This window comes from Streptomyces sp. NPDC058291, assembly GCF_042880855.1.
GTDB lineage: Bacteria > Actinomycetota > Actinomycetes > Streptomycetales > Streptomycetaceae > Streptomyces.
In genome coordinates this window covers 78,792-94,933 of record NZ_JBHVYK010000018.1, presented here as the reverse complement: position 1 = coordinate 94,933, position 16,142 = coordinate 78,792, and the positions used below count along the sequence as shown (strand labels likewise).

At 74.9% G+C, this 16,142-nt stretch carries 11 protein-coding genes and 1 riboswitch; of the genes, 10 read left to right on the top strand and 1 reads right to left on the bottom strand.

Features of this window, described 5'->3' with window-relative positions:
- The first annotated feature begins 170 nt into the window (after positions 1-170).
- Positions 171-314, top strand: a riboswitch (cobalamin riboswitch).
- A gap of 107 nt (positions 315-421) precedes the next feature.
- Genes ACFVYK_RS12320 through cobI form a run of 7 tightly spaced genes read left to right on the top strand, consistent with a single transcriptional unit; the run spans position 422 to position 11,454 of the window.
- Positions 422-1,387 (top strand): cobalamin biosynthesis protein, encoded by a 966-nt coding sequence (locus ACFVYK_RS12320; protein WP_389772068.1) that lies wholly within the window; start codon positions 422-424, stop codon positions 1,385-1,387.
- On the top strand, positions 1,384-2,916 hold the full coding sequence (locus tag ACFVYK_RS12315) for a cobyric acid synthase (protein ID WP_389772067.1): 1,533 nt from the start codon (positions 1,384-1,386) through the stop codon (positions 2,914-2,916). The genes ACFVYK_RS12320 and ACFVYK_RS12315 overlap by 4 nt, the downstream gene beginning before the upstream one ends.
- Entirely contained in the window at positions 2,913-6,569 is a 3,657-nt protein-coding gene (cobN, locus tag ACFVYK_RS12310; protein WP_389772064.1) for a cobaltochelatase subunit CobN, read from the top strand. Before ACFVYK_RS12315 ends, cobN begins: the two co-directional genes overlap by 4 nt.
- Entirely contained in the window at positions 6,566-8,644 is a 2,079-nt protein-coding gene (locus tag ACFVYK_RS12305) for a putative cobaltochelatase (RefSeq protein WP_389772061.1), read from the top strand. Before cobN ends, ACFVYK_RS12305 begins: the two co-directional genes overlap by 4 nt.
- Entirely contained in the window at positions 8,644-9,243 is a 600-nt protein-coding gene (cobO, locus tag ACFVYK_RS12300; RefSeq protein WP_389772059.1) for a cob(I)yrinic acid a,c-diamide adenosyltransferase, read from the top strand. Before ACFVYK_RS12305 ends, cobO begins: the two co-directional genes overlap by 1 nt.
- Before the next feature lie 4 nt (positions 9,244-9,247).
- Entirely contained in the window at positions 9,248-10,726 is a 1,479-nt protein-coding gene (locus ACFVYK_RS12295; RefSeq protein WP_389772056.1) for a cobyrinate a,c-diamide synthase, read from the top strand.
- On the top strand, positions 10,723-11,454 hold the full coding sequence (gene cobI / locus ACFVYK_RS12290) for a precorrin-2 C(20)-methyltransferase (RefSeq protein WP_389772053.1): 732 nt from the start codon (positions 10,723-10,725) through the stop codon (positions 11,452-11,454). The genes ACFVYK_RS12295 and cobI overlap by 4 nt, the downstream gene beginning before the upstream one ends.
- An 11-nt stretch (positions 11,455-11,465) precedes the next feature.
- Here the strand turns inward: cobI and ACFVYK_RS12285 are convergent, their stop codons facing one another.
- On the bottom strand, positions 11,466-12,194 hold the full coding sequence (locus ACFVYK_RS12285) for a ZIP family metal transporter (RefSeq protein ID WP_389772051.1): 729 nt from the start codon (positions 12,192-12,194) through the stop codon (positions 11,466-11,468).
- 99 nt (positions 12,195-12,293) lie between these two features.
- Here ACFVYK_RS12285 and cobM point away from each other — a divergent pair, with 99 nt between their 5' ends.
- The 3 genes from cobM to cobJ are packed head-to-tail and all read left to right on the top strand — an operon-like array spanning position 12,294 to position 16,098.
- Positions 12,294-13,112 carry a precorrin-4 C(11)-methyltransferase gene (cobM, locus tag ACFVYK_RS12280; protein WP_389772048.1) on the top strand — a complete coding sequence of 273 codons (819 nt, stop codon included), beginning with the start codon at positions 12,294-12,296 and terminating at the stop codon, positions 13,110-13,112.
- Positions 13,109-14,383 carry a precorrin-6y C5,15-methyltransferase (decarboxylating) subunit CbiE gene (gene cbiE, locus ACFVYK_RS12275; RefSeq protein WP_389772046.1) on the top strand — a complete coding sequence of 425 codons (1,275 nt, stop codon included), beginning with the start codon at positions 13,109-13,111 and terminating at the stop codon, positions 14,381-14,383. Before cobM ends, cbiE begins: the two co-directional genes overlap by 4 nt.
- Positions 14,380-16,098, top strand: coding sequence for a precorrin-3B C(17)-methyltransferase (cobJ, locus tag ACFVYK_RS12270; protein ID WP_389772044.1), 1,719 nt, complete (start codon positions 14,380-14,382; stop codon positions 16,096-16,098). Before cbiE ends, cobJ begins: the two co-directional genes overlap by 4 nt.
- Positions 16,099-16,142 lie beyond the last annotated feature (44 nt).

The window sequence follows — 16,142 nt, the reverse complement described above, 5'->3', positions numbered from 1 at the left end:
GGGCGGGGGTGGGTTAGGGTATCTCCGTTATGGTGGCCTCCGGGGCATTGGGCACCGCGGGGGGGTGGGGGCGGGGTCACCGCCCCCCACCCCTTCGCGTGTGACGGCGGCGATCGCCCGCGTGTGGGGTTCTGCACACTCTCCCCGCGCAGGTCAACAGCAAGTTGACGGCCCTTCCGGGCCCGTGGTGGACTGCCCGGGCCATGTACGGCGGCAGAAGAGGAAGCCGGTGTGAATCCGGCGCGGTCCCGCCACTGTCACCGGGGTAGACACCCCCCGGGAGCCAGGAACTCTCGCCGCGGTCTCGTCGAACCAGGGCGTGGACACCCTGAGTGAGGACACAGAGCCATGTTCGGCTGCCCATCGAGCGCCTCGCGCGTCACCCTCAGGCCGTCGCCCACCCGCACGGCCGGCTGAGCCGATGGGTGCCGATCGCGTTCACGCGTACGGCGCCGCCGCCGGCCTCCTCGGCGACCTGCTCCTCGGCGATCCCCGCCGGGGGCATCCGGTCGCCGCGTTCGGGCGGGCCGCGGGCGCCGTGGAGCGGCTGCTGTGGCGGGACCACCGGGGGTGGGGCGCCCTGCACACCGTGGTGTGCGCGGGCGGCGCCGTCGCCGTGGCAGCCGTCGCCGCGCGGGCCGTGCGCGGGCGTCCCGCCGCCTCCGTCGCGCTGACCGGCGCCGCCACCTGGGCCGTCGTCGGGGGCACCTCCCTGGTGCGCGAGGCCCGGGGCATCGGACGGGCCCTGGAGGCGGGGGACGTCGAGACCGCCCGGGAACGGCTGCCGCGGCTGTGCGGGCGGGACCCGCAGGCCCTGGACGCCGACGGGATCGCCCGGGCCGTCGTGGAGTCCGTCGCCGAGAACACCTCCGACGCCGTCGTGGGCGCGCTGGTGTGGGGCGCGGTGGGCGGTGTGCCGGGGCTGGTCGGGTTCCGGGCCGTCAACACGCTCGACGCCATGGTCGGGCACCGCTCGCCGCGCCATCTGCGCTACGGGTGGGCCTCGGCCCGGCTCGACGACGTCGCCGGCTGGCCGGGGGCCCGGCTGACCGCCGTGCTCGCCGCCGCCGCCGGAGACGATCCCCGGGGCGCGGTGCGGGCCTGGCGCGCCGACGCGGGCAGACACCCCAGCCCCAACGCCGGGCCCGTGGAAGCGTCGTTCGCGGGCGCTCTCGGCGTGCGGCTGGGCGGAACCCTGTCCTACGGCGGCCGGGTGGAGCACCGGCCCGTGCTCAACGGGGCGGCCGGGCGGCCCGTCGTCGCCCGGGACATCGAACGCGCCGCGCGGCTCTCCCGCCGCGTCGGGCTGCTCGCGCTCGGCGTGACCGTCGCCGCGCGCTTCGTCGCGACAAAGGCGCTCGACGCGCGGAAGGGGCGTACGTCATGAGCGGGGGTCTCCTGGTGGCCGGCACCACCTCCGACGCCGGCAAGAGCGTCGTGACGGCCGGGATCTGCCGGTGGCTGGTGCGGCAGGGGGTGAGAGTCGCGCCGTTCAAGGCGCAGAACATGTCCCTGAACTCGTTCGTCACGCGGGAGGGCGCGGAGATCGGACGGGCGCAGGCCATGCAGGCGCAGGCCTGCCGCGTCGAGCCGACGGCGCTGATGAACCCGGTGCTGCTCAAGCCCGGCGGGGAGCGGAGCAGTCAGGTGGTGCTGCTGGGGAAGCCGGTGGGCGAGATGAGCGCCCGCGGTTACCACGGCGGGCGGCAGCACCAGCTCCTCGGGACCGTTCTCGACTGTCTCGCCGAGTTGCGGGGCACGTATGACGCGGTGATCTGTGAGGGGGCGGGCAGTCCCGCCGAGATCAATCTGCGGCGGACGGACATCGTCAACATGGGGATCGCCCGCAACGCCGGGCTGCCCGTGCTGATCGTGGGCGACATCGACCGCGGCGGCGTCTTCGCCTCGTTCTTCGGGACCGTCGCGCTCCTGTCCCCCGAGGACCAGGCGCTGATCGCCGGGTTCCTCGTCAACAAGTTCCGCGGCGACGTCTCCCTGCTGGAGCCGGGCCTGGACATGCTGCACGGGCTCACCGGGCGGCACACGTACGGCGTCCTGCCGTTCCGGCACGGGCTCGGCATCGACGAGGAGGACGGCCTGAGGGTGTCGCTGCGGGGCACCGTGCGGGAGTCGAACACCGCCCCGCCCGTCGGGGAGGACGTGCTGCGGGTCGCCGTCTGCGCGATCCCGCTCATGTCGAACTTCACGGACGTGGACGCGCTGGCCGCCGAACCCGGCGTGATCGTGCGGTTCGTGGACCGGCCCGAGGAACTGGCCGACGCCGACCTGGTGGTGATCCCGGGGACCCGGGGGACGGTGCGGGCGCTGGAGTGGCTGCGCGCACGCGGCCTGGCCGACGCCGTGCTGCGCCGGGCCGCCGAGGGAAGACCCGTCCTCGGCGTGTGCGGCGGCTTCCAGATCCTCGGCGAGCGCATCGAGGACGACGTCGAGAGCCGGCGGGGACGGGTCGACGGGCTCGGGATCCTCCCCGTCCGGGTGCGGTTCGCCCGCGAGAAGACCCTCACCCGGCCGGTGGGCCGAGCCCTCGGCGAGCGGGTCGAGGGCTACGAGATCCATCACGGCGTCGCCGACGTCACCGGGGGCGAGACGTTCCTGTCCGACGACGAGGGACGCGCCCTGGACGGCTGCCGGGTCGGACAGACCTGGGGCACGCACTGGCACGGCTCGCTGGAGTCGGACGGGTTCCGGCGGGCGTTCCTGCGCGAGGTGGCGGCCGCCGCCTGCCGCCGGTTCGTGCCGGCCCCCGACACCTCTTTCGCCGGGCTGCGCGAGGAACAGCTCGACCGGCTCGGCGACCTGATCGAACAGCACGCGGACACCGGCGCGCTCCTGCGGCTCATCGAGTCGGGCGCGCCGCAAGGACTGCCTTTCATCCCACCGGGAGCGCCCGCATGAGCACAGTGTTGTTGTTGTCGACCGCCGACACCGATCTGCTGGCGGCCCGGGCCGCCTCCGGGGTCGACTACCGGATCGGCAACCCCACCCGCGTCGACGTCACGGACGAGCTGCCCGCGCTCCTCGACGGCGCCGATCTCGCCGTCGTGCGGCTGCTCGGCGGGAAGCGCGCCTGGGAGGACGGGCTCGCCGCGCTGCGGGCGTCCGGCGTGCCGACCGTGCTGCTGGGCGGGGAGAGCGTGCCGGACGCCGAGCTGATGGCCGAGTCGACCGCCCCGGCCGGCGTGGTGGCCGAGGCGCTGCGGTATCTCGTCGAGGGCGGCCCGGCCAACCTCGCCGAGCTGGCGCGGTTCCTCTCCGACACCGTGCTGCTGACCGGCGAGGGGTTCGTCGAGCCGCAGAAGATGCCCGAATACGGCGTCCACGGCGAGCGGCCGTTCACCGAGGGGCGGCCGAGCGTCGGCGTGCTCTTCTACCGGGCGCACGAGCTGAGCGGCAACACGGCCTTCGTGGACACGCTGTGCGACGCGATCGAGGCACGCGGGGCCAACGCCCTGCCGGTGTACTGCGGTTCGCTGCGCGGGGCGGACGCCGGGCTGTACGAGATCCTCGACCGGTGCGACGTCCTGGTCGCCACCGTGCTCGCCGCGGGCGGCGCGCACGCCTCGCAGGCCTCGGCGGGCGGCGACGAGGAGGCCTGGGACGTCGGGGCGCTCGCCGAGCTCGACGTGCCCGTGCTGCAGGGGCTCTGCCTCACGTCGTCGCGTGCCGCCTGGGACGCGTCCGACGCCGCCCTGTCCCCCATGGACGCGGCGATGCAGGTCGCGATCCCCGAGTTCGACGGGCGGCTCGTCACGGTTCCCTTCTCCTTCAAGGAGCAGGGGCCCGACGACGTCCCGGTGTACGTGGCCGACCCCGAGCGGGCCGCCCGGGTCGCCGGGATCGCCGTCCGCCACGCGCGGCTGCGGCACAAGCCGAACGCCGAGAAGAAGCTCGCGCTGGTCTTCACCGCCTACCCGACCAAGCACTCGCGGGTCGGCAACGCCGTCGGCCTGGACACGCCCGCCTCCGCCGTGCGGGTGCTCGACGCGCTGCGGGACGCGGGATACCGGGTCGAGGGCCATCCCGACGACGGCGACGAGCTGATCCACCGGCTCATCAACGCCGGCGGCCACGACGTCGAATGGCTCACCGAGGAGCAGCTCGCCGCCGCGCCCGCCCGGGTGCCGCTGGCCGACTACCGGGCCTGGTTCGACAAACTCGACCCCGCGCTGCGCGACGCGATGCTGGAGGCGTGGGGCGAGCCGCCGGGCTCCCTGTACGTCGACGGGGACGACGTCGTGCTGGCCTCCCTGCAGTTCGGGAACGTCGTCGTGATGATCCAGCCGCCGCGCGGCTTCGGCGAGAACCCGATCGCGATCTACCACGACCCCGACATGCCGCCGTCGCACCACTACATGGCCGCCTACCGGTGGCTGGAGAACAGCTTCGGCGCCGACGCGATCGTGCACATGGGCAAGCACGGCACGATGGAGTGGCTGCCGGGCAAGGGGCTCGGGCTGAGCGGCGGCTGCGCGCCGGACGCCGTCCTCGGCGAACTGCCGCTGATCTACCCGTTCATCGTCAACGACCCGGGCGAGGGCACCCAGGCCAAGCGGCGCGGCCACGCCACCGTCGTCGACCATCTCGTCCCGCCGATGGCGCGGGCGGACACGTACGGCGATCTGGCGAAGCTGGAGCAGCTCCTCGACGAGTACGCGCTCGTCTCGGACCTCGACCCGGCGAAGGCGCCTGCGGTGCGTGCGCAGATCTGGACGCTGGTGAAGGCGGCCGAGCTCCACCACGACCTGCACGTCGACGACCGGCCCGACGACGACGCCTTCGACGAGTTCGTCATGCACATCGACGGCTATCTGTGCGAGATCAAGGACGTGCAGATCCGCGACGGGCTGCACATCCTGGGCGGCGGACCGGTCGGCGAGCCCCGGGTGAACCTGGTGCTGGCCGTGCTGCGCGCCTCGCAGGTGTGGGGCGGGCAGGCCAACGCGCTGCCGGGTCTGAGGGCGTCGATCGCGGCCCACTTCGGGCTCGACGAGAAGGAGTTGCTGGCCGAGCCGGGCGCGCCGGTGAAGGCGCCGGTGGAACTGACGGACCTGGTCGAGGGGCCCTCGCGCACCGCGGCCGACGCGATCGATCTGCTGGAGCAGCTGTGCCGGCGTCTCGCGGAGGGCATGGAGGCGCGGGACTGGGCGGTCGTCGAGAGCCGCCCGCTCGTGCGCGACGTCCTCGGCGTGGAACTGCCGGCCGCCGTCGCGGTGCTGGAGTTCGCGTGCCGCGAGGTCGTGCCCCGGCTGGCCCGGACGACGGACGAGATCGGGCACATCCTCAAGGCGCTGAACGGCGGTTACGTCCCCGCCGGTCCGTCGGGCTCCCCCACGCGCGGTCTGGTCAACGTGCTGCCGACCGGCCGCAACTTCTACTCCGTCGACCCCAAGGCCATCCCGTCCCGGCTGAGCTGGGAGGTCGGGCAGTCGCTCGCCGACTCCCTCGTGCAGCGGTATCTGCAGGACACGGGCGCGTATCCGAAGTCCGTCGGCCTGACGGTGTGGGGCACGTCGGCGATGCGCACCCAGGGCGACGACATCGCCGAGATCCTGGCGCTGCTGGGCTGCCGGCCCCTCTGGGACGACGCCTCGCGCCGGGTGACGGGCTTCGAGGTGGTGCCCCCGGAGGAGCTCGGCCGGCCGCGCATCGACGTCACCGTCCGCATCTCCGGCTTCTTCCGGGACGCGTTCCCGCACGTGATCGGGCTGATCGACGACGCGGTGCGGACGGTGGCCGAGCTGGACGAGCCCGCCGAGTCCAACTTCGTGCGCGCGCACGTGGACGAGGACGCGGCCGGGCACGGCGACCGCCGACGGGCGAGCGCCCGCATCTTCGGCTCCAAGCCGGGGGCGTACGGGGCCGGTCTGCTGCCGCTGATCGACGCCCGCAACTGGCGCTCCGACGCCGACCTCGCCGAGGTGTACGCCGTCTGGGGCGGGTACGCCTACGGGCGCGGACTCGACGGGCGGGCGGCGCGCGGGGACATGGAGACGGCGTTCAGGCGGATCGCCGTCGCCGCGAAGAACGTGGACACCCGCGAGCACGACCTCGTCGACGCCGACGACTACTTCCAGTACCACGGCGGCATGGTCGCCATGGTGCGCCATCTGACGGGCGCCAACCCCGAGGCCTACGTGGGCGATTCCGCCGTGCCGGACCAGGTGAGGACGCGCACGCTGGGCGAGGAGACGCACCGGGTGTTCCGCGCCCGGGTGGTCAACCCGCGCTGGATGGCGGCCATGCGGCGGCACGGCTACAAGGGCGCCTTCGAGATGGCGGCGACCGTCGACTACCTCTTCGGGTACGACGCGACCGCCGGGGTCGTCGACGACTGGATGTACGAGAAGCTCAGCGCGGAGTACGTGTTCGACGCGGACAACCGGGACTTCATGAAGAAGTCCAACCCGTGGGCGCTGCGCGGGATCACGGAACGACTCCTGGAGGCCGCCGAGCGCGGTCTGTGGGCGGAGCCGGACGCCGACACGATCGAGCGGCTGCGCGCCACCTACCTGGAGCTGGAAGGCGATCTGGAGGACGACCAGAAGTGAGTACTCCTTTCCCGTTCACGGCCGTGGTCGGCCAGGACGACCTGCGGCTCGCGCTGCTGCTGAACGCCGTCTCGCCGGCGGTGGGCGGGGTGCTGGTCCGCGGGGAGAAGGGCACCGCCAAGTCGACGGCCGTGCGCGCCCTCTCGGCGCTCATGCCCACGCTGGACGTCGTCGTCGGCTGCCGGTTCTCGTGCGACCCCGGCTCCCCCGACCCGGCCTGCCCGGACGGTCCGCACGAGCCGGGCGCGTTCGAGACGCGTCCCGCGCGGATGGTCGAGCTGCCGGTGGGCGCCTCGGAGGACCGCCTGGTCGGCGCCCTCGACATCGAGCGGGCGCTCGCCGAGGGCGTCAAGGCCTTCGAGCCGGGGCTCCTCGCGGACGCGCACCGCGGGATCCTGTACGTCGACGAGGTCAACCTCCTGCACGACCACCTGGTCGACCTGCTGCTGGACGCGGCCGCGATGGGCGCCTCGTACGTGGAGCGCGAGGGCGTCTCCGTGCGCCATGCCGCGCGGTTCCTGCTCGTGGGCACCATGAACCCCGAAGAGGGCGAACTGCGGCCGCAGTTGCTCGACCGGTTCGGGCTGACGGTGGAGGTGGCCGCCTCGCGCGAGCCCGACCTGCGGGTGGAGGTCGTACGGCGCAGGCTCGCCCACGACGACGATCCGGCCGCCTTCGCCGAGCGCTGGGCGGACGAGGAGGCCGCGGTGCGCGCGCGGATCACGGCCGCGCGTGCGCTGCTGCCGTCGGTGCGGCTGGGCGACGGGGCGCTGCGGCAGATCGCGGCGACCTGCGCCGCCTTCGAGGTGGACGGGATGCGGGCGGACATCGTCATGGCGCGCACGGCCACCGCGCTGGCGGCCTGGGCCGGGCGCACGGACGTCCTCGCGGAGGACGTCCGGCAGGCGGCGCTGCTGGCGCTGCCGCACCGCCGGCGCCGCAATCCCTTCGACGCGCCGGGACTGGACGAGGACAAGCTCGACGAGACGCTGGAGGAGTTCGGCGGCCAGGACGACACCGGCCCCGGCCATGACGCGGGCCCCGGGCGCGGCGACGACCCCGGCGACGAACGCGACGGCGAGGGCGGCGACGAGGGCGGCGACGACGGACCCGAGGACGACGGACCCGGCGGAGGCGGCGGCCGGCCCGCCCCGGACGCCGGCCCGCAGGGCGGCGACACCGGGGCGCGGCCGGAGGCCGGGCAGGACGGCGAGCCGCAGGCGCCGGGAACCTCCGAGCGCTCCGCGGTACGGGCCGCCGAGCCCTTCCGCACCAAGATGCTGAGCGTGCCGGGGATCGGCGAGGGCGCCGCCGGGCGGCGCTCACGGGCCAGGACCGAGCACGGACGCACCACGGGGGCGCGCCGGCCCCGGGGCGCCCTGACCAAGCTGCATCTGGCGGCGACCGTGCAGGCGGCCGCACCGCATCAGAAGGCGCGCGGACGCTCCGGGCGGGGCCTGGTGGTGCGGCGCGACGATCTGCGGCAGGCGACCCGGGAGGGGCGGGAGGGCAACCTCGTGCTGTTCGTGGTCGACGCCTCCGGGTCGATGGCGGCGCGGCAGCGGATGAGCGCGGTGAAGGGCGCCGTGCTGTCGCTGCTCCTCGACGCGTACCAGCGACGGGACAAGGTGGGGCTCGTGACGTTCCGGGGGGCCGGCGCGGAACTCGCGCTGCCGCCCACCTCGTCGGTGGACGCCGCCGCCGTACGGCTGGAGTCGCTGCCCACGGGCGGGCGGACGCCGCTGGCCGCCGGGCTCCTGAAGGCGCACGACGTGCTGCGGGTGGAGCGGCTGCGCGATCCGGCGCGCCGGGCGCTGGTCGTGGTGGTGACCGACGGACGGGCCACCGGCGGTCCGGAGCCCGTGGCGCTCGCCGGGCGCGCGGCGCGGCTGTTCGCGGCCGACGGCGTCGCCGCCGTGGTCGTCGACTGCGAGTCCGGGCCCGTGCGGCTGGGGCTCGCGGGGCAGTTGGCCGGCGAACTGGGCGGGGCGGTCGTGACGCTGGAGGAGCTGCGGGCGGATTCCATCGCGGGGCTGGTCAGGGATGTGCAGGGGACTTCGAGGAGGGCCGCGTAATGCCGCAGGGACAGCCGAGCGTCGTGCCGGAGGACGGTCTGACGACCCGTCAGCGCCGTAACCGGCCGCTCGTGGTGGTGCACACCGGCGTCGGCAAGGGCAAGTCGACCGCCGCGTTCGGGCTCGCCCTGCGGGCCTGGAACCAGGGGTGGCCGATCGGGGTGTTCCAGTTCGTCAAGTCCGCGAAGTGGAAGGTCGGCGAGGAGAACGCGCTGCGCGTGCTCGGGGCGTCCGGGGAGGGCGGCTCCGTCGACTGGCACAAGATGGGCGAGGGCTGGTCCTGGGTGCAGCGCGACGCGCAGCTGGACAACGAGGAGAAGGCCCGCGAGGGCTGGGAGCAGGTCAAGCGGGACCTGGCCGCCGAGACGTACAAGCTGTACGTGCTCGACGAGTTCGCCTACCCCCTGCACTGGGGGTGGATCGACACGGAGGAGGTCGTCGAGGTGCTGCGCCGCCGGCCGGGCGCCCAGCACGTCGTGATCACCGGGCGGAACGCGCCCGCCGAGCTCGTCGACTTCGCCGACCTCGTGACCGACATGTCCAAGGTCAAGCATCCGATGGACGCGGGCCAGAAGGGCCAGCGGGGCATCGAGTGGTGACGCCGTGCTGACCTCCCCTTCCCACGTGCCCCGGCTGGTCGTCGCCGCGCCCTCCTCGGGCAGCGGCAAGACCACCGTCGCCACGGGGCTGATGGCCGCGTTCGCCGGGCGGGGGCTCGCCGTGTCCCCGCACAAGGTCGGGCCCGACTACATCGACCCCGGGTACCACGCGCTCGCCACCGGACGGGTCGGGCGCAACCTGGACGCGTATCTGTGCGGGCCGGAGCTGGTCGCTCCGCTGTTCCTGCACGGGGCGCGGGGGTGCGACCTCGCCGTCGTCGAGGGCGTGATGGGGATGTACGACGGGGCCGCCGGGGAGGGGGAGCTGGCGTCCACCGCCCAGGTGGCGAAGCTGCTGCGGGCGCCGGTGGTGCTGGTCGTCGACGCGTCGTCGCAGTCGCGGTCGGTGGCGGCGCTGGTGCACGGGTTCGCCTCCTGGGATCCGCAGGTGCGGATCGGGGGCGTCATCCTCAACAAGGTCGCCTCGGACCGGCACGAGGAGCTGTTGCGGGAGGCGCTGGACGCGGCGGGGACGCCGGTGCTGGGCGTCCTGCGCCGGGCTCCGCAGGTGTCCACGCCCTCCCGGCACCTCGGGCTGGTTCCCGTCGCCGAACGGCAGGGAGCCGCGGTCGAGGCGGTTGCGGCGATGGCCGCGCAGGTGGCGCGCGGATGCGATCTGGAGGCGTTGCTCGCGCTGGCGCGCGGCGCCGGGGCGCTGTCCTGTGCGGCCTGGGACCCGGCCGAGGCGCTGTCCTCGTCCCCGCCGTCCCTTCCGCTTCCGTCCCCGGAAGCCGCCGCCGGCCCCCGGCCGCGTCCCGAGGGGGCCCGTCCTCGACCCCGTTCCGAGGGGGGATCCCCGGACGGGCCGAAGGACGCGGCCAGGCCGGTTGTCGCCCTGGCCGGCGGTCCGGCGTTCACCTTCTCCTACGCCGAGCACGCGGAGCTGCTGACCGCGGCGGGCGCCGAAGCGGTCGTCTTCGACCCCCTGCGGGACGCCGGACTGCCCGACGGAACGCGCGGTCTGGTGATCGGCGGCGGGTTCCCCGAGGTGTACGCCGACGGGCTGTCCGCCAACGAGCCGTTGCGCGAGGCCGTCGCCGCGCTCGCGCGGTCCGGGGCGCCGGTCGCCGCCGAGTGCGCCGGACTGCTCTATCTGTGCCGGGAGCTGGACGGGCAGCCGATGTGCGGGGTGCTCGACGCCGCCGCCCGGATGTCCGAGCGGCTCACTCTCGGCTACCGGGACGCCGTCGCCGTGAACGACAGCGTGCTCGCGCCGGCCGGGACGCGGATGCGGGGACACGAGTTCCACCGCACGGTCGTCGAGCCGGGGGCGGGGGCGGTCCCCGCGTGGGGGGTGCGCGGCCCCGAGCGGCGGGTCGAAGGCTTCGTACAGCAAGGCGTGCACGCGAGTTATCTGCACACGCACTGGGCGGCCGAGCCCGGTGTGGCCCGTCGGTTCGTGGAGAGGTGCCGGACGTCATGAGCAGCAGGCTGGTCGGAGTCGGGGTGGGCCCCGGGGACCCGGAACTGGTGACCGTCAAGGGGGTCAACGCGCTGCGGGCCGCCGAGGTCGTCGTCGTGCCCGTGATGGACAGCGGTGAGCAGGGCCGGGCGGAGGCCACCGTGGTGCACTACGTGCCGCAGGACAAGGTCGTCCGGGTCGTCTTCGCGCTCAACGAGCGGACCGACCGGGCCCGGCGGGAGGCCGCCTGGGACGTCGCCGGGGAGCGGGTCGCCGAGTTGCTGCGGCGGCACGGGTCGGTCGCCTTCGCCACCATCGGCGATCCCAACGTGTACTCCACGTTCACGTATCTCGCGCAGACCGTCGCGGAGTCGGTGCCGGACGTGGTGATCGAGACCGTCCCCGGCATCACCGCCATGCAGGATCTCGCCGCGCGGTCCGGCGCCGTGCTGACCGAGGGCACCGAGCCGTTGACGCTGGTGCCGGTGACCGCGGGGTCGGCCGTCCTGAAGGACGCGCTCGCCGGGCCAGGGACCGTCGTCGCCTACAAGTTCGGACGGCAGGCCGCCGAGGTGGCCGAGGCGCTGCGGGAGACCGGGCGGATCGCGGACGCGGTGTGGGGGTCGGCGCTCGGACTGGAGCAGGAGTCGATCCGGCCCGCCGCCGAACTGGACGGCGAGCCGCTGCCGTACCTCTCCACGCTGATCGCGCCCGCGCGGCGCGCCGGCGGCCGGGGCGGCAAGCTGTGAGCGCGCCCGCGTCACGCGGCCAGGCCCACCACCAGCCAGATGAAGGCCGCGCCCGCGATCGTGCACAGCACGGTCGAGCGGGCCGGATGGTCGTGGTGGGCCTCGGGAAGGATCTCGGCGGCCGCCAGGTACAGCAGCGCGCCGCCGAAGAAGCCGAGGTAGCCCCCCAGCAGCTGCTGCGGGATGGTGACGAAGGACGTGCAGGCCGCGCCGGCAACGGGCGCCACGGCGTCGGCGACCAGCATGGCCTGGGCCCGGCGGCGGGCGTTCCCGTACACGCTGGCGATGGTGTACGTGTTGAAGCCGTCCGCGAAGTCGTGGGCGATGACCGCCATCGCCACGGCCAGGCCCATGCCGCCGCCGACCTGGAAGGCCGCGCCGATCGCCACGCCGTCCATGGCGCTGTGGCCGACCATCGCCGCGGCCGCCGTCAGACCCACCTCCGGGGCCCGGCCGTCGTGCTCGCCGGCGCCGTGCGCGGCCTGGCGGACGGCCAGCAGCCGTTCCACCAGATGGGCCAGCAGGAAACCGGCGACGAAGAGCAGGAGCGCGGCCGGGACGCCGAACACGGGCGTGCCGGCCGTGTCCAGGGCCTCCGGCAGCAGGTCCAGGCCGACCACGCCCAGCATCAGGCCGCCGGCCAGGCCCAGCACCAGGTGGCGGCGGTCGGTGACGCGTTGTGCCGTCCAGCCGCCGGCCAGCGTCATGAGGAACGCGCCGAGCGCGACGAAGACGGCCATACGCCCTTGCTATCCGATGGACCCCCGATCGCGCACATCCGTGCCGCCCGCTGACACCGGGAAAGCAGCACATAGCCCGCTATGAGAGGACTCGAACCCATGGCCGATGCCCCCACCGGCAAGGTGACCTTCGTCGGCGCCGGCCCCGGCGCCGCCGACCTGCTGACGTTCCGCGCCGCCCGCGCCATCGCCGAGGCCGACGTGGTCATCTGGGCCGCGAGCCTGGTGCAGGCGGAGGTCCTGGAGCACGCTCGGGAGGGCGCGGAGATCCTCGACTCGGCGACGATGTCCCTGGAGGACGTGGTGGCCGTCTACGAGCGGGCCCGCGCCGAGGGGCTGAAGGTCGCCCGCATCCACTCCGGGGACCCCGCGCTGTGGGGAGGCACGCAGGAGCAGCTCGACCGGTGCGAGGAGATCGGCCTCGCCACCGAGATCGTCCCCGGCGTCTCGTCCTTCTCGGCGGTCGCCGCCATCGCCCGCCGCGAGCTGACGATCCCCGAGGTCGCCCAGTCCGTCGTCCTCACCCGGCTCGGCGGCGGCAAGACGCCGATGCCGCCCGGCGAGGAGGTGCGCGAGTTCGCCAAGCACGGCACCACGATGGCGGTCTTCCTGTCCGCCGCGCGCAGCGGGCAGCTCGTGCGGGAGCTGCTGGAGGGCGGCTACCCGACCTCCACCCCGGTCGTCGTCGCCCACCAGGCCACCTGGCCCGAGGAGCTGGTCGTGCGGTGCACGATCGAGACGCTGGAGGAGACGGTGAAGGAGCACAAGCTCTGGAAGCACACCCTCTTCCTGGTCGGCCCGGCCCTGGACGCGCACGGCACCCGCTCGCACCTGTACCACCCCGGTCACTTCCACGGCTATCGCAAGGCCGACCCGGAGGCCCGCCGGGCCCTGCGCTCGCGGGGTGCGCGTACGTGAACCGCCCGATCACGGTGGTCGGCACGGGGACGGGCGCGCCCGCTCCCCCCGACGCGCTGGCCGGAGCCGGGCTCGTCGTGGGCGGGCGACGGCATCTGGACGCCGTGCGGCTGCCCGCGTCCGTCGAGCGGATCGTGCTCGGTCCGCTGGCGCCGGCCCTCGACGTCATCGAGGCGTACGTCGAGAAGGGACGGCGCGTGGTCGTGCTGGCCTCGGGCGACCCCGGGTTCTTCGGGATCGTGCGGGCGCTGGCCGAGCGGTTCGGGCCGCGGCTGCTCGACGTACGGCCCGGCGTCTCCTCGGTGGCGACCGCGTTCGCGCGACTCGGGCTGACCTGGGACGACGCCGTGATCGTCAGCGCACACGGCCGCGATCCGCGGACAGCCGTCAACGTGTGCCGGGCGCACCCGAAGACGGCCGTGCTGACCGGGCCGGGCGCCGGGCCCGCCGAGCTGGGCGCCGCGCTCGCGCGCAGCGCGCCCGGCCGCACGCTCGTCGTGGCGCGGGCGCTCGGCGATCCCGCGCACGAGCGGCTGGAGCGGGTCTCGCCCGCCGAGGCCGCCGGACGCGACTGGGGAAGCGCCGTGAACGTGGTGCTGTGCCTGGACGAGACGCGGGCCACCGGCGCCGTCCGCACGCTCGCCGGACCGGGGGCCGGGCCCGCCGTATGGGCGCTGGCCGAGAGCGACTTCGCGCACCGCGACTCGATGATCACCAAGTTCGAGGTACGGGCGCTGGCCCTGGCCCGGCTCGGGCCGCGCCCCGGCGAGCTGGTGTGGGACGTGGGCTCCGGCTCGGGATCGGTGGCCGTGGAGTGCGCCCGGCTCGGCGCCGCCGTCAGCGCCGTCGAGAAGGCGGCGGACGGTGTGGAACGCGTCCGTGCCAACGCCGGCGCCCACGGCGTCGACGTGCACGTGGTGCACGGCACGGCGCCGGACGCGCTGGCCGGGCTCGACGACCCCGACGCCGTGTTCGTCGGCGGCGGCGGCCGCGAGCTGCCCGGCATCGTCGAGGTGTGCGCGCGGCGCGCCCGGCGCACGGTCGTGGTGGCCGTGGCCGCGCTGGACCGGGTGCCCGCGGTGCGCGCCGCGCTGACCGGCGCCGGGCTCGACTGCGACGGAGTGCTGCTGCAGTCCTCGCGGCTGGCGCCGCTGCCGGGGGACGTGACCCGGCTCGCGGCGGCCAATCCCGTCTTCCTGCTGTGGGGGCGCCGCAACCCGGTCGGCCCGCATCTCGTGAATCTCGTGAACCATGAAGGAGTTGCCCAGTGATCGGCCTCATCTCCGCCACCGCGGCGGGCGCGGCGGCACGCGACCGGCTGGCCGCGGCATGGCCGGACCGCACGCGGGTGTACGACGGACCCGTGGGCGACGCCGTGCGGCGGGCGTTCACCGAGTGCGAGCAGCTCGTGTGCTTCCTCGCGACGGGCGCGGTGGTCCGGCTCGTCGCGCCCCTGCTGTCCGACAAGGCGTCCGATCCGGGAGTGGTGTGCGTCGACGAGGCCGGGCGGTTCGCCGTCTCGCTGGTAGGCGGGCACGGCGGCGGCGCCAATGAACTCGCGGTCTCGGTGGGCCGTCTGCTGGGCGCGGAGCCCGTGGTGACCACGGCCACGGACGCCGTCGGCATCCCCGGTCTGGACACCCTCGGTCTGCCGGTGGAAGGGGACGTGGCCGGCGTGACGCGGGCCCTGCTGGACGGGGAGCCGGTCGTGCTGGACGCCGAGGTGGGGTGGCCCCTGCCGGCGCTGCCGTTCGCCGCCGGGGACCGCGCGCCGGGCGAGCGGGCGGTCCGGCTGACCGACCGTGCGGTCGAAGCCGGCCACGGGGAGGTGCTGGTGCGTCCGCCGTCCCTGGTCGCCGGCGTCGGCGCGTCCAGGGGCGTCCCGGCCGACGAGGTCCTCGACCTGGTGCTGGGCGCGTTGCGGGACGCGGGGCTGTCGGCGCGCAGCCTCGCCGAGCTCGCCACCGTGGACGCCAAGCGCGACGAGCCCGGCATCGTCGAGGCGGCCGCGCGGCTCGGCGTACCGGTGGTGACGTACCCCGCCGAGGAGCTGACGAGGGTCGACGTGCCGAACCCCTCCGACGCCCCGCTCGCCGCCGTGGGCACCCCGTCCGTCGCCGAGGCGTCCGCGCTGGCCCGCGGCGGTGAACTCCTCGTGCCCAAGCGGAAGTCGGCGCGGGCGGACGGACACGCCTCGATGGCCACCTGCGCGGTCGTACGGCGTCCCGCGCGCGGGCGGCTCGCGGTCGTCGGGCTGGGCCCCGGCGCCCGCGACCTGCTCACCCCGCGCGCCACGGCAGAACTGCGGCGGGCCGCCGTGCTCGTCGGGCTCGACCAGTACGTCGACCAGATCCGCGACCTGCTGCGGCCGGGCACCCGGATCCTGGAGTCGGGGCTCGGCGCCGAGGAGGAGCGGGCCCGCACGGCCGTCGAGGAGGCCCGGCGCGGACAGGCCGTCGCGCTGATCGGCAGTGGGGACGCGGGCGTGTACGCCATGGCCTCCCCCGCGCTCGCCGAGGCGTCCGACGACATCGACGTGGTCGGGGTGCCCGGGGTGACGGCCGCGCTCGCGGCGGGCGCGATCCTCGGCGCGCCGCTCGGCCACGACCATGTGTCGATCAGCCTGTCCGACCTGCACACGCCGTGGGAGGTCATCGAGCGGCGGGTGCGGGCGGCGGCCGAGGCCGACCTCGTGGTCACCTTCTACAACCCCCGTTCCCGGGGCCGCGACTGGCAGCTTCCGAAGGCGCTGTCGATCCTCGCCGGGCACCGGGAGCCGACGACGCCGGTGGGCGTCGTGCGCAACGCGTCCCGGCCGGACGGAACCAGCCGGCTGACCACGCTCGCCGAACTCGACCCGGCATGGGTCGACATGATGACGGTCGTCACCGTGGGCAACACGGCGACCCGCGACATCGCGGGGCGCATGGTGACACCCCGCGGCTACCGCTGGCAGGAAGCCGCTCCGCAGGAGGAGGCCCGGTGATCCGGACGCCCCGCGCCGCACCGGCGCACGACCGCCTGCCGCAC

Excerpts from the sequence above, each read along its gene's own strand:
- ACFVYK_RS12320 (WP_389772068.1), top strand. The coding sequence starts at position 422 with ATGGGTGCCGATCGCGTTCACGCGTACGGCGCCGCCGCCGGCCTCCTC.
- ACFVYK_RS12315 (WP_389772067.1), top strand. The coding sequence starts at position 1,384 with ATGAGCGGGGGTCTCCTGGTGGCCGGCACCACCTCCGACGCCGGCAAG.
- cobN (WP_389772064.1), top strand. The coding sequence starts at position 2,913 with ATGAGCACAGTGTTGTTGTTGTCGACCGCCGACACCGATCTGCTGGCG.
- cobO (WP_389772059.1), top strand. The coding sequence starts at position 8,644 with ATGCCGCAGGGACAGCCGAGCGTCGTGCCGGAGGACGGTCTGACGACC.
- cobI (WP_389772053.1), top strand. The coding sequence starts at position 10,723 with ATGAGCAGCAGGCTGGTCGGAGTCGGGGTGGGCCCCGGGGACCCGGAA.
- ACFVYK_RS12285 (WP_389772051.1), bottom strand. The coding sequence starts at position 12,194 with ATGGCCGTCTTCGTCGCGCTCGGCGCGTTCCTCATGACGCTGGCCGGC.
- cobM (WP_389772048.1), top strand. The coding sequence starts at position 12,294 with ATGGCCGATGCCCCCACCGGCAAGGTGACCTTCGTCGGCGCCGGCCCC.